This window comes from Desulfitobacterium dichloroeliminans LMG P-21439 (genome assembly GCF_000243135.2).
Taxonomy (GTDB): domain Bacteria; phylum Bacillota; class Desulfitobacteriia; order Desulfitobacteriales; family Desulfitobacteriaceae; genus Desulfitobacterium; species Desulfitobacterium dichloroeliminans.
This window is the reverse complement of record NC_019903.1, coordinates 2726249-2739464: the sequence shown is the minus strand read 5'-3', so window position 1 is coordinate 2739464 and position 13216 is coordinate 2726249. Positions and strand designations below refer to the sequence as shown.

Genomic DNA, 13216 nt, shown 5'->3' with positions numbered 1-13216 from the left:
TTATCCAATGAAAAAATTTAATAAGGTAGTGTCTGTTTTCGTGATGTTTGCAATGGTGTTAATGCTCGTTTCCGGTTGCAGTAGTGCAAGTAAGAGTAATGGTGGTAATGATCAGGCTCAGGACAAGGAAAAACCGGTTGCCAAGACACAATTACGGATCATGTCGACATCCGGTGGCGACAAGTACTTCTTGACCACAGGAATTTGTAAAATCAGTGATGATTCCAGCTTGCCAATTAAAGTAGTGCATCAAACAGTAGCCGGTGACGCCGAAGCAGTCCGCAGATTAAAAGCGGAAACAGCGGATATCGGCATGGCTAATGTATTTGTAGCCTCCATGTTTTACAACGGTACGTATACCTTTGAAAAAGATGGTGCCTTCAAGGATATGAGAGCTCTATTCGCTGGCCCCTCCGCTGTAGCTCAATATGCAGTCAGAGCAGATTCCAATATCAAATCATTCGAAGACATTAGTAACAAAACCCGGATGGCCACCTTCATGGGAGCATCCCAAGTGTACACAAAATTGATTTTAGACGCCTACGGTAAACAAGAAAACGTGGATTATGTATTTATCTCTTCTAACTATGCGGATATGGCTGACCAAATCAAGGATAAGACGGTGGATGTAATTCAATTCTGGTCGGGAGCTCCCTGTCCACAAGGTGAAAACATCGAAGCTGACGTACCAATCCGCTTATTGCCAGTCAATGATAAGGCGATGGAAAGCATTAAAAAAGAGATTGACCCCTCTGTGTATCCTGCAGTAGTTAAAGCAGGCACCTATAAAGGTCAAGCGGAAGATGTGACTGTACCTGCAACTCCGACGTATTTCATCATGCGTGCCAATACAGATGAAGAGGTCGCCTATAATGTAACAAAACTTGTTCTGGAGAACTTGGCTGAGTTGGAAAAGATTCATCCACTGGCGAAGGAAATAGACATAGACAATCCGACCAAAGGGTTGCCATTTCCTTTACATCCAGGTGCAGAAAAGTATCTCAAAGAAAAGGGATATGTCAAATAATAATTACTTTTCAGATTTCAAACAACTCAATAAAGAATAATATGAAATTTGCCGGAAGCACTTTTGCTTCCGGCAAATTATTTGCACCTGTTCTAACTGCAGAAAGTCCAATATCAATCGGTGATATCCGTAAATATCTGCATGAAGTTTGTGAGGTATAGAGGATAATAATTTCGCTTTTTGTGAATAAAGCATATATCTAATGAGACTTGGAAATCGTCCAACGGAATTACCTTGATTTTAGAGCTTTCTTTTAACCCAGAGGCACTAATAAAAGTTTCAGGCATTATGGCAATTCCAAGATTTGATTCTACTAATTTTATAGAGGTCTCATAGGTGTCGGTAGAATAAATCCCATCATTTTTTACCAAATCTCCTAAAAAGCTATCAATTTCTTCTCGATAAATCCCTTGACGTCGTAAAATTATTCTAACATCCATTAGTTGGCTGAAAGAAATTTTATCATATTTTGCCAACGGATGATTATAGGATGCAATTGCCACTGAATTAGCATTGTATAATACTTGATATTTAATACCTGATAATTCCATTAGTGATTTTATTCTGCTGTTTGCCGCAATTAAAGCCACATCCATGGTATCGTCAAGAAGCCTCTCGATAATTTCCAAGGTTCCGCTTTCAATAAGTTCAACACAAATATCAGGATAAATTTTTACGAATTCCGTTAGCTTTTTCGGAACAAAGTCAAGCCTCGTGATCGGAATTACCCCAAGTTTTATTAGCCCAGATCCGGGATTAAGTATCTCCGAAATGCCGACTTCAAGCTCTGAGACGGCTTCAAGAATTGCTTGGACTAATGGTAAAAGCTGCTTACCTTCCGGAGTTAAAACGATTTTTCTTCCTTGCTTTTCAAATAATGGTAATCCAATCTCTTTTTGCAATTCATGAATTTGTTGGCTAATTGAAGGTTCACTTATAAAAAGCTTTGCAGCTGCCTCTCTCATTGTCCCATACTTAACTATAGAGTCAAAATAGCGGAACTGGCGCATTTCCATCAAATCACCTCGCTTGATTGATAGAAATAACCTATCAATCATTCATATTAGTTAATTATCACCACAGGGTAATTATAGTATAATTCAGATGAAGATAACAGAAAAGATGTTTGTGAATGTAATCCTTTGGATTAATGAGGCTTAGTAAACCATGGGAAGGTGATATGACTGCTGGTATTGAGCCAATGATCAGAGCAATTACTAAATGTTGAGGAGGTAGTTTATGAACTCAAAAACTCGTAATATAGCTGTAGCACAGATTTTCTCAACACCTCGCAGAGGAGGTGTGAAGCTGTGAAGACTTTGCAGGCGGATCGGATAGCCGGTGTGTTCTTCCTTGTTATTGGCGGGTTGGCTATTTCTGAGGCGATACGTTTGTATCCTATGCATATTGGAAGATCCCTAGTCGGCGACGAATCATTTATTGGTTTTTTAGGGGTGGCACTTATAATTCTCGGGGGACTGTTTATCTTTGTGCTCAAGCCAAAAGAAGACAAACAGGCGGAGTTCCCTACCGGTCCGTTGCGTAAAAAGATGCTGTTCGTTATGGGTTTAGTTTTTGCTTATTGGGGGTTATTGCATGTCATAGGCTACCCAGTCAGTACCTTTATTATTGCGATGGGTTTATTCCGAGCCATCGGTGATTATGGGTGGCTGCGATGTACAGTGTTTGCAGCCATACTTATTATTGTCTTTTACGGAATATTTGTAATGTGGCTAAAGACCCCATTTCCACAGCCACTCTTCACAATTTTATAACGGGGGTAAATTAGAATGGAAGCATTACAAATGTTGTTCTCCGGATTTGCATTAGCACTGGAACCCACCAATATACTAATGGCTGCCCTCGGTGCTTTGGTCGGTACGATGGTCGGCGTTTTGCCCGGTTTAGGACCAACCTCGGCAATTGCCATTTTGTTGCCTCTTACTGCTATTTTACCACCGACACAGGCTATTATTATGTTGGCAGGAATCTACTATGGAGCGATGTATGGTGGCTCCTCGACGGCGATCTTGTTAAACATCCCCGGAGAAGTTGCTTCAGTGCCTACCTGTCTCGATGGTTACCCCATGGCTCAGCAGGGACGGGGGGGACCGGCGCTGGGAATTGCTGCGATTGGCTCGTTTATTGCCGGGATTATGGGGATCATAGCCTTGACTTTTTTTGCTCCCCTTTTTGCCGAGCAAGCACTTAAATTCGGTCCTCCGGAGTATTTTGCCCTAATGCTGTTAGCACTGACCATCGTCGTAAGTTTAGGTGGAGCATCCATAAGCAAAGCTTTGGCTATGGGGTTTTTCGGATACCTACTGTCATTAATCGGCCTAGGAACGATGACAAATATGCCGCGCTTAACCTTTGGCTATACACCCTTATGGGGTGGCCTGGATGTGATCAGTGTCGTTATCGGCTTGTTTGCTATCAGTGAAGTATTAAACGGGATCGAGGAGAAGAAAATCGCTATCTCGATGGGTAATATCGGTTCGGTTTTCCCAGGGCTTAAAGATTTACGGCAAAGTTTCAAAGCGATCTTCCGCGGAGGTGCACTAGGGTTCTTTATGGGATTATTACCTGGGTGCTCCCCGGCAGTAACCACTTTTCTTGCTTATGATCTAGAAAAAAAGTGTTCGAAAACACCGGAACGGTTTGGCAAGGGGGCAATTGAGGGTGTAGCTGCCCCTGAGGCTGCCAATAATGCCACAAGCTCAGCCGGTTTTATTCCCTTGTTTGCTCTCGGTATTCCAGCTTCCCCACCGCTAGCTGTTCTTCTAGGTGGACTGATGATTTACGGCCTTACACCCGGACCTTTGCTGTTCGAGCAGAATGGTGATTTTGTCTGGGCAGTTATCGCCAGCATGTTTATCGGGAATGTGATGTGTCTGATTCTCAATCTCCCTCTGGTTGGACTTTGGGCAAAGTTAACCCAAATACCCTATGGTATCTTGGCTCCGATTATTTTACTGATATCCATCGTAGGAGCGTATACAGTCCGTAACGATATGTTCGATGTTTTGGTTGCTCTTATCTTTGGGGTTTTGGGATATTTTATGAACAAATTCGGTTGGCCCGTGATCCCGTTCATCATCTGTTTCATCCTTGGCCCTATGTTGGAAACGTCCCTTTTACAGTCCTTCGGGATGGCGTTTGAAAACCCCTTCATCTTCTTTCAGCGCCCAATCTCCTTGACGCTCCTTGTTGCAACCGGTATCTTTTTGCTTGTCTCCATTAAGCTCAGGCGGCGGACTCAAAGCAGAATTGATAACTCTGGTTTTGAAGTAAATTAAAAAATAGTAATGGGGGATTTATCAATGAAAAAGAAAATGGTTTGGATCATTGGCATCGTTCTTTTGACAGCTATCCTTGCCGGGTGCTCGTCACAATCTGCCCAGGGGCCATCACAAGCTAAACAGGAGGATGCGACTTATCCGACACGGCAAATTGAGATGGTGGTTCCGGCCGGTCCTGGGGGCCTCACAGATCTGACAGCTCGTGCTGCAGCCGATTACTTAAGCAAAAAGTGGAGTCAGCCTATTCTAGTCGTTAACAAACCCGGTGCTGGTAACGTAACTGGATTGCAATATGGTTTAATGCAGGGTAAACCGGACGGATATACCGTAGTGGCGGATAATATTGCCGCTTCCGTATTGATGAATGCCGGAATGAAAAACCCACCAATCAAGCTTGAGGATAGAGTTTTTATCTCGAAATTTGTGGAAAACCCCATGTGTTTTTCTGTTGCAGCCGATTCTCAATTTAAGGATATGAATGAACTCGTCGAATGGATTAAGCAAAATCCAGATAAATTGACCCATACTTCTTTAAGTGCCACAAGTATGAATGCACTAACTGCAGCTGAATTGTGTAAAGCCATCGGTGTGGATTACACAAAAACTCAACCCGTTCTGGTTAAGAGTGGGAGTGAAGGAATTACCATGATCGCTGGCGGTCATGCCATTTTAGGTGATCAATCCGTACAGGAAACCTATCCTCTTGCTGCAGGCGGTAAATTGAAAGTTCTGGCTGTCGCCGCCAAAGAGAGAAGCCCATTATTTCCAGATGTACCTACTTGTCAAGAACTGGGCATAGATATTGACGTTACTTGGTATGGTGGTATAAGTGCACCCAAAGGTACCCCAGAGTATATTGTAAAAAAATGGGATGAGGCCATGGCTGAAATGGTAAAGGATCAAGAATTTATGGACAAAATGAAAGAGCTTCATGCCAATATCAGCTACATGAATACAGCAGATTATAATAATACAATTCAAGAACAGGTTGGACACTATACTGAGTTGTTTGATTCAATCGGCGTTCGCCAGTAATCCTTAGTAGATCCTACAACGACATAATTGTCAGTGAGAATGGGTTTTGTGCAAAATCCATTCTCATTCTTTTAATATCCATACTCTATTTCAAAAAGAAAGGGAGGGATCAGTAGAAATGGGATGGTTTATTAATTTAAAAACCAGTAGAAAACTCTTTCTAGGTTTTTTAATAATGGCCTTATTAATCCTGCTGGTTGGTATAACCGGGTTGCTTAACCTGGGCCGGGTCAATGCTAACATCAAAAAGATTAACCAAGATGGCATCCAGCCAATTCTCATTTTGGAAGACTTGACTAAGAGTTTCGGAAAAGGAGCTGCTGAGATGGTCGGCGTAGTCTGGAAGAGCCAGGTTTCTGAAGATCCTACCCTGATTGGCGATTCCCGGAGGGTTATTGCCCAGTCGATCGAGGATTACGACCTGTTAATCCAGCAGTATCAAATGCTCAACTTGGCCGAAGAAGAAAAAGAGCTGTTAGCAGAATTTAAAAGCGAGGTGGCTGTTTACAGCGACTTGAGAGAAAAGGCTATTACAGCAGTTGAATTGAAAAGCTATGACTTAGCCGGTGACTTTAGTCAGCAAGCCGCTTTGCAGCAGGCTAAAGTAGAAGGAATAATCGAAAGCATGGTTAGTTGTGCCTTAGCATACAACGAAGAGCTTCAGCTCGCTTCGGAAGAGGAATTTACCAAGGCCAGAATGATTATCATGATTCTGACGGCTTGTGGGTTTGCCTTGGCCCTGTTACTGAGCTTGCTTATCGGCAGGATTATCAGTCGTCCGATTTTAGCTGCTGTGGAGCAAGCCAAGCTATTCGCCCAGGGTGATTTCTCTACGGATCAGCAAAAAGGTTCTATCAAGAGGAAGGACGAAATCGGCCAATTAGCCCGAGCCTATGATGAAATAGACAGCAACATGAGCCGCCTTCTGGAAAATGTTATAGCGGCTGCCGAAGCGCTGAAGACAGTGGGGGCAGAGCTATCTGTTTCAGCTGAGGAACTGAACGAGCAGGGTCAAAACATTAATGCCGGAACAGAACAGATTGCAGCAGGAATGGAGGAGACAGCGGCTTCCACGGAAGAAATGCTGGCCTCGGGGGAGGAGATCAGCAATGGTGCCGCGCAACTGGCCAAAAAGGCTTCTGTGGGCAGCAAGATTGTCAAGGAAATCGAGGAGAAGGCTCAGATGATGCGTGTAAAAGCTGAGGCCTCAAGGGGAGAGACCCAAACTATCTATCTGCAAAAACAAGAAAAAATTATCGCAGCGATTAAAAACGGTGAAGTGGTTCAGGAAATCGGGATCATGGCTCAAACCATCGACGGTATAGCTGAACAAACAAATTTATTGGCGTTGAACGCCGCTATTGAAGCAGCTCGGGCAGGAGAGCAGGGGAGAGGCTTTGCAGTGGTCGCTGAGGAGGTACGCAAGCTGGCTGAACAATCAGCAGAGACTGTGGCTGGTATTCATGAAGTAATCAAGAAAGTAACGGAAGCATTTGGCGATCTTTCGCAAAACTCCTCCGAAGTCTTACAGTTCATCGAAAATAAGGTTATTCCTGATTATGAGATGCTTGTGGAGGCGGAAGAAGAATATGCTGAGGGTGCCCATAGGGTAGGAACGCTGGTGAATGACTTTGCTGTGACTTCAGGTCAGATGCTTACTACCATTGAACAAGTAAATAACGCCATCCAAACTGTTTCGGCTTCAGTTGAGGAAACCACCGGCAGTTCCCAGGAAATCGCCGAAAATATGGACCGGATGGCCAAGGTCATGGAGCATGTGGACAAGGTTGCCCAGATTCAGGCCGAACACGCTATGAGGTTGAATACCCTGGTAGAGAAGTTTAAGATTTAATCGTTTAGTTCATAAATTATTTCTATCAGCTTGCTTTCAATTGATAACCTTAGCCTATCAGTTGTTCTTAATCGTTAATTATCACCCCAGATTAACTATAGTATAATTTTTTTAGAGATAACTTCCGAGGACATGGGCTATGAACTCTGGATAGGTTGAAATTCGCATTGTATATGTGACGAAAGGATGATATGAAAATGAAGAGGAAAGCTTTAACAGAAAAGATCGCAGTTATTGGAGTAGATGGTTTTGAGCCAAGGCTGGCGAAGAAATATTTGGACCAAGGCAAAATGCCCAATCTGCAAAAGTTCATAGAAAGGGGTTCTAGCCGCGAAGATATGGTTTTATTGGGGGCAATGCCAACTGTGACTCCAACCCTATGGACGACCTTAGCTACCGGTGCCTACCCAGGAACTCATGGTATTACCTGCTTCTTTGGACACAATCATGGCCATTTAGATAGTTTGGTCTATAACTTGGACTCTAGACGATCCAAAGCCGAACCCCTGTGGAATATTTACGCTGAAGAGGCGAACAAAAAGACATTAGTATGGCATTGGCCGGGGAGCTCATGGCCAGCCACTTCAGATAGCCCCAATCTTCATGTGGTTGATGGTACTCAGCCCCAGACCATTAATACTGGAATTGCCGGGGTAGATATTTCCAAAATAGTAATTGCTTCAGATAAATTTGCTGAGGCACAATTCTTGCCCAATACTTCTACGATTACGCCTGGCGCCGGTTGTATTATTGAGAATGTGGAAGAATTACTTGAAGATGACGGGGAAGTTAGCTATCTAAGAGCAGCCATATCAAGCGGTGCAAAAGTGATCAAAAATATTGTTACTTGTGAAGGAGAAAATGAAATCAATGTTTTGGCCAAAATGATTGCGGATACAGTAAAGTCTCCAATCAAAGAAGCCACAGGTTGGGCAAACGCACCTGAGGGTGCTAAGGAATTTACGATTACCTTGGGAAAAGGCTTGGATCGCCGCCCAGTGTTGCTTTTGAAAAACGAACAAGGTATTTATGATACGGTTGAAGTTTATAAATCAAAGAAAGACTCAAAACCTATTGCGACCATTGAAGTAGGAAAATCGGTTTATGACGTAGTGGATACCATCAAGAATGATGAAGGGGAAAATATCCATTGTAACAGAAACTACCATCTTTTAACGATTAAGCCTGACGGTTCAGAAGTCACGATGCTGATTGGCATGGCATTAGATATAAGCCGGGATGATTTATTCCACCCGAAGAGTCTGTATAAGGAAGTTATCGATAATATCGGGTTTGTTCCCAACAGGCCGGTCGTCAATGGCGCTAACGAAATCCTTGTAGACAAAGTATTTATTCCAACTTGGGACCACTATAGTCAGTGGCAGGCCGATTGTTTGACCTATTTTATGAAGAAGAATACGTACGACGTCATTTATTCTCATTTGCATAATGTTGATAATGGCGGCCATTTGTTCTGGCATTTTGCTAAGCACCAGGAGACGTGGCAAAATAATGAAGAAGCTTATAAGGCATTTATTGAGAGAATGTATATTCAAACGGATAACTATCTCGGAAGATTCCTGCCCTATCTAGATGAAGGTTGGACCATTATTGTCACTTCGGATCATGGCTTGAGTTGTCAGGAAAACCATGGTGTGGAATTGGGTGAGGCAGGTGGAATCACTACACAGGTAATGGAGGAACTTGGTTATAGCAAAATCATTACGGATGAGAACGGCAATCACGAATTTGATTGGGCGAATACAAAAGCCGTGGCCAGTCGTGGCAATCATATTTATCTCAATTTGATCGGTCGGGATGAGCACGGAATCGTTGACCCTAAAGACCAATACGATTTGGAAACCCAGATTATCTCTGATTTATATCAATACCGTGATCACAAAACCGGCAAACGAGTTGTGGCACTGGCCATGCGTAATAAGGATGCTGTAATTATTGGTCTTAGTGGACCTGAGTGTGGCGATATTATCTATTTTAAAGAAGAGTCTTTCAATGTTATTCACGCGGACTCTTTATCAACCCAAAATGGATATGCGGATTCCTCTCTTTCACCAATTTTTGTTGCGGCCGGACCGGGGATTAAAAAGGGTTATCAAACTGAACGGGTTATTCGTCAGGTGGATATTGCGCCGACAATGGCCTTTCTGAGCGGCGTTCGCTTACCGGCTCAGTCTGAGGGATCTCCTGTACATCAAATTCTTACAGAAGAGATATAAAGGACGCTCAAAGAGGTTTCTTGGCTTCTTAATTTAAGATGGAAAACATATTTACCCTCGATATTAGTTCATGGGAACATATCGAGGGTATTTTTTGGAGAAAATTAATTTAATTGATTAAAATCAATTTTTATTTCTTATATCGTTGATACAATTAAATCAGAATTCAAGGAAAATATTTTAAAGATAATAACCAACAAGAAAGAAGGAATGGATATGTCAAAGCAATTAACTTTTAATCAAGCAAAGGAAAAACATTTTAAAACCTTAGAACAATATGTACCCATCGTGGACAGAGTTCATGGCGGTAGTCACCCAGAGTTTCATGAAGTTCGTGAACTTTTTGAAGCACTCATTAAAAAAAGTAAGGCAGCGGGAACAGAAAAACCTAATTTGGATGAGGAATTAGTCAAATTACGTGAAGTTACCAATAACTTCACCGTGCCAGGTGATGTTTGCGAAAGCTATGAAGCTGTGTATAACATGTTAGCCGAAGTAGATAAAGCCTATCAGGCTTAACAGAAGGGGCTATAATCCAGAAAGCATTTTTAATAGATGCTTTCTGGAAATACGCGGGGAGGAGAATTGAGATGCAAAAGTTTATCTTAGGTAAGAAAAATCATATAACATGGATCAGCGCAGTTTTAATTGTCATTGCCTTTATGAGCAAACTTGCTTTTGAAAATATAGAGATATTCATTGGGTCCTTGGCTATCGCCTCGATTTTAGGGGTTGCACCCATTGCCATCCAAGCCTATCAAGCATTAAGGGTGAAGGTTGTCAGTATCGATGTGTTAGTAACTATCGCCGTTCTCGGAGCATTTTTAATTCAGAACTTTGAAGAATCTGCTATCGTCACTTTTTTATTCTTATTTGGTGCTTTTCTAGAGCAGCGTACCTTGAATAAAACGCGTTCGGCTATCAAAGAATTAACTGAAATGGCACCGGAAAGTGCTTTGAAACAAATGGAAAATGGCGAATTCGAAGAAGTAGAGGTAGATGAGGTTGACGTAGGCGATATATTACTGGTTAAAACCGGTGCCAAAGTTCCTGTCGACGGTACAGTGTTAACGGGAGAAGGGCATATCAATGAAGCAAGTATTACCGGTGAATCTGTGCCGGTGAGTAAAAAGAAGGATACCCAAGTCTATGCCGGAACGATTTTGGAGAATGGAACCCTGCAAATTGTCGCTGATCGTGTTGGTGAAGATACTACTTTTGGTAGGATTATTGAGTTAGTTGAAGAAGCACAGGATTCAAAATCAGAAGCGGAACGGTTCATTGATCGATTCTCCAAATACTACACCCCGGCCGTTTTAGTTCTCTCGATTATCGTATGGTTAATTTCTCGAAATATTGAACTGGCCATTACCATATTAGTTCTGGGATGCCCAGGAGCCTTGGTCATCGGGGTGCCTGTATCCAATGTTGCAGGGATTGGTAATGGGGCACGGCACGGTGTTCTTCTCAAAGGTAGTGAAGTAATTAATGATTTTAGTAGGGTTGATACAGTAGTTTTTGACAAAACGGGTACCTTAACCATAGGGAATCCAAAAGTAGCTGAGCAGCAAATTTATACAGATAACGTCGATGAAGTATTAGGTTACCTTGCCAGTGTGGAAAATGAATCAGATCATCCCTTAGCTAAAGCAGTTGTAGAATATATTGGCGATACAAAAGCATATCCAGTTGAAAAAACAGATGTTGTAAAAGGTGGCGGGATTGTCGCTCAGGTTGATGGACATCGTGTTGCTGTCGGTAATGTTGCCCTCATGGAACAAGAGAAGGTGGATATAACGGGAAAAGCTCGTGCAGATATTGCAAGATTTGAAGAGAATGGAAACTCACTTGTACTGACAGCAGTGGATGGTGAATTAAAAGCACTGATGGGGATTCGCGACCAAATTCGTCCCGGTGTAAAAGAAAATCTGCAAAAGCTGAAAAGATTAGGGGTCAAAAATCTCGTCGTGCTTTCCGGAGATAACCAAGGGACAGTTGATTTAGTAGCACGTGAACTTGGGCTTACAGAAGCACATGGACACATGTTGCCGGAAGATAAATCAGGATATATTGGGGAGTTACAAGCAAAAGGTCGAATTGTCGCCTTCGTCGGTGATGGAGTAAACGATAGTCCTTCCCTAGCTCTGGCCCAGATTGGAATTGCTATGGGAAGCGGCACAGATGTAGCGATTGAAACTTCAGATGTGGTCTTGATGAATTCGGATTTTAGTCGCTTGCCCCATGCCTTAGGCTTAACCAAAGCAACAGCGAATAACATGCGCCAAAATATTCTTATCGCAGTGGGAGTTGTATTAATTCTACTAGCCAGTCTCGTTTTCAGTGAATGGATGAGCATGTCAATCGGTATGTTGGTCCACGAAGCAAGTATATTAGTCGTAATTTTAAACGGCATGAGACTACTTCGTTACAAATTAAGATATTGAAAAAGAATAAGCTGCAAAACTTGATGTAAATCAATTTATAATAACCATAACTAATGTAAAATAGAGTTATAGAAAACTTAAGGGAGCGATGAAAATGCAAAAAGCAACCATTCAATTAGGGCCCCTAACCTGTCCATCATGTTTACAAAAAATTGACAATGCAGTAAGATCTTTAGAAGGTGTAGATAAAGAAAGTGTCAATGTGTTATTTAACTCAAGCAAAGTAAAGCTAAACTTTGATGATGGGAAAATATCGATAAAGGATATCGAAAATGCTATCGATAAACTAGGATATGAAGTTAAGAAATCACAAGTAAAAGCAATATAAAAGCACCGGTCCTCATGAGTTAGAACTATGATCTAGCCAAGGGGGCCGGCTTTTAGTTTGAAGCTTAATTATAAATTTACGTAGAATTATGCACATTATGAGTATACTCATTACTCCTTATAGGAAAAATAGATAAGACAGAGGATTCTCTGAATTGGCAAACATGTATGAGCGTTAGAACCATGGAGGGAGTCCATGGTCTGGAGGTGTATCCATCATGATCTCGCGTAAATCAGTAATCACATTCGGCATGGTCGCGATTCCCATCGCCATGTACACAGCTACCCAAGACAATGATATTCATTTTAATCAACTACATAAGGAAGACAAAAGTCGTATACGGTATAAAAAAACCTGCGCTCATTGCGACAAGGAAATAACCGCGAAAGACATTGTCAAAGGGTACGAGTATGATGATGGTAAGTATGTTGTCGTTACCGAAGAAGAAATCGAAAAGATTAAGACTGAAAAAGAAAAATCTATCCAGATTCTGCATTTTGCCGAATTGAACCAGATTTCTCCCGTCTATTATAATAAAACCTATCAGGCTGCACCTGAGGCAGGGGGTGAAAAAGCCTTCGAGCTGTTACGTGCCGCGCTGATGAACGAACAGAAAATTGCCATTGGGAAAACTGTCATGGGCACAAAGGATACTTTGATGGCGATTATCCCCCGGGAAGATGGAATCCTCATTGCCACGATGTTCTATGCTGAAGATATTAAAGAGTTGCAAAAACAGTATTCGAAACCGGATATATCGGAGCAGGAACTCACTATGGCAAAAATGCTGATCAATGCCATGGACACACCCTTTGACCCCACCCAATATAAGGATGAATACCAAGAAAAACTTCGCATGCTCATCGAGTCAAAAATCTCCGGCAAGGAGGTCGTTGCAGCGGAGGCTGGCAACACCGGAAAAGTCATCGACCTGATGGAAGCCCTCAGGGCCAGCGTCGATAAAGCCCAAAAAGTCAAGGAATTAGCGTAA

At 42.3% G+C, this 13216-nt stretch carries 11 protein-coding genes; 10 read left to right on the top strand and 1 reads right to left on the bottom strand.

The window, feature by feature from the left end; translation table 11 throughout:
* Positions 1–7 precede the first annotated feature (7 nt).
* Positions 8–1027, top strand: coding sequence for a TAXI family TRAP transporter solute-binding subunit (locus DESDI_RS13015; RefSeq protein ID WP_015263076.1), 1020 nt, complete (start codon positions 8–10; stop codon positions 1025–1027).
* A 113-nt stretch (positions 1028–1140) separates the two neighbouring features.
* Here the strand turns inward: DESDI_RS13015 and DESDI_RS13010 are convergent, their stop codons facing one another.
* On the bottom strand, positions 1141–2043 hold the full coding sequence (locus DESDI_RS13010; RefSeq protein WP_015263075.1) for a LysR family transcriptional regulator: 903 nt from the start codon (positions 2041–2043) through the stop codon (positions 1141–1143).
* Between the two features lie 294 nt (positions 2044–2337).
* On the opposite strand from DESDI_RS13010, the gene DESDI_RS13005 reads away from it, so the two are divergent.
* From DESDI_RS13005 to ku, 9 genes are all read left to right on the top strand, one after another.
* Positions 2338–2802 carry a tripartite tricarboxylate transporter TctB family protein gene (locus DESDI_RS13005; RefSeq protein ID WP_015263074.1) on the top strand — a complete coding sequence of 155 codons (465 nt, stop codon included), beginning with the start codon at positions 2338–2340 and terminating at the stop codon, positions 2800–2802.
* 15 nt (positions 2803–2817) lie between these two features.
* Positions 2818–4326, top strand: coding sequence for a tripartite tricarboxylate transporter permease (locus tag DESDI_RS13000; RefSeq protein WP_015263073.1), 1509 nt, complete (start codon positions 2818–2820; stop codon positions 4324–4326).
* Between the two features lie 24 nt (positions 4327–4350).
* Positions 4351–5364, top strand: coding sequence for a tripartite tricarboxylate transporter substrate binding protein (locus DESDI_RS12995; RefSeq protein WP_015263072.1), 1014 nt, complete (start codon positions 4351–4353; stop codon positions 5362–5364).
* A 118-nt stretch (positions 5365–5482) separates the two neighbouring features.
* Positions 5483–7216: a methyl-accepting chemotaxis protein gene (locus DESDI_RS12990; protein WP_015263071.1), complete on the top strand. Its 1734-nt coding sequence runs from the start codon at positions 5483–5485 to the stop codon at positions 7214–7216.
* A gap of 197 nt (positions 7217–7413) precedes the next feature.
* Entirely contained in the window at positions 7414–9453 is a 2040-nt protein-coding gene (locus tag DESDI_RS12985) for an alkaline phosphatase family protein (protein WP_015263070.1), read from the top strand.
* A gap of 216 nt (positions 9454–9669) precedes the next feature.
* Positions 9670–9972 carry a hypothetical protein gene (locus DESDI_RS12980; RefSeq protein ID WP_015263069.1) on the top strand — a complete coding sequence of 101 codons (303 nt, stop codon included), beginning with the start codon at positions 9670–9672 and terminating at the stop codon, positions 9970–9972.
* Between the two features lie 71 nt (positions 9973–10043).
* Entirely contained in the window at positions 10044–11897 is a 1854-nt protein-coding gene (locus DESDI_RS12975; protein ID WP_015263068.1) for a heavy metal translocating P-type ATPase, read from the top strand.
* A 94-nt stretch (positions 11898–11991) separates the two neighbouring features.
* On the top strand, positions 11992–12225 hold the full coding sequence (locus tag DESDI_RS12970; RefSeq protein WP_015263067.1) for a heavy-metal-associated domain-containing protein: 234 nt from the start codon (positions 11992–11994) through the stop codon (positions 12223–12225).
* A 217-nt stretch (positions 12226–12442) separates the two neighbouring features.
* A complete protein-coding gene (gene ku / locus DESDI_RS12965) occupies positions 12443–13216 on the top strand; it encodes a non-homologous end joining protein Ku (protein ID WP_015263066.1) in 774 nt (257 codons plus the stop codon).

What these genes read in the sequence shown, in the direction of transcription:
- DESDI_RS13010 (WP_015263075.1), bottom strand. Translation starts at nt 2,043, where the DNA reads ATGGAAATGCGCCAGTTCCGCTATTTTGACTCTATAGTTAAGTATGGG.
- DESDI_RS12990 (WP_015263071.1), top strand. Translation starts at nt 5,483, where the DNA reads ATGGGATGGTTTATTAATTTAAAAACCAGTAGAAAACTCTTTCTAGGT.
- DESDI_RS13000 (WP_015263073.1), top strand. Translation starts at nt 2,818, where the DNA reads ATGGAAGCATTACAAATGTTGTTCTCCGGATTTGCATTAGCACTGGAA.
- ku (WP_015263066.1), top strand. Translation starts at nt 12,443, where the DNA reads ATGATCTCGCGTAAATCAGTAATCACATTCGGCATGGTCGCGATTCCC.
- DESDI_RS12975 (WP_015263068.1), top strand. Translation starts at nt 10,044, where the DNA reads ATGCAAAAGTTTATCTTAGGTAAGAAAAATCATATAACATGGATCAGC.
- DESDI_RS12970 (WP_015263067.1), top strand. Translation starts at nt 11,992, where the DNA reads ATGCAAAAAGCAACCATTCAATTAGGGCCCCTAACCTGTCCATCATGT.
- DESDI_RS13015 (WP_015263076.1), top strand. Translation starts at nt 8, where the DNA reads ATGAAAAAATTTAATAAGGTAGTGTCTGTTTTCGTGATGTTTGCAATG.
- DESDI_RS12985 (WP_015263070.1), top strand. Translation starts at nt 7,414, where the DNA reads ATGAAGAGGAAAGCTTTAACAGAAAAGATCGCAGTTATTGGAGTAGAT.
- DESDI_RS12980 (WP_015263069.1), top strand. Translation starts at nt 9,670, where the DNA reads ATGTCAAAGCAATTAACTTTTAATCAAGCAAAGGAAAAACATTTTAAA.
- DESDI_RS12995 (WP_015263072.1), top strand. Translation starts at nt 4,351, where the DNA reads ATGAAAAAGAAAATGGTTTGGATCATTGGCATCGTTCTTTTGACAGCT.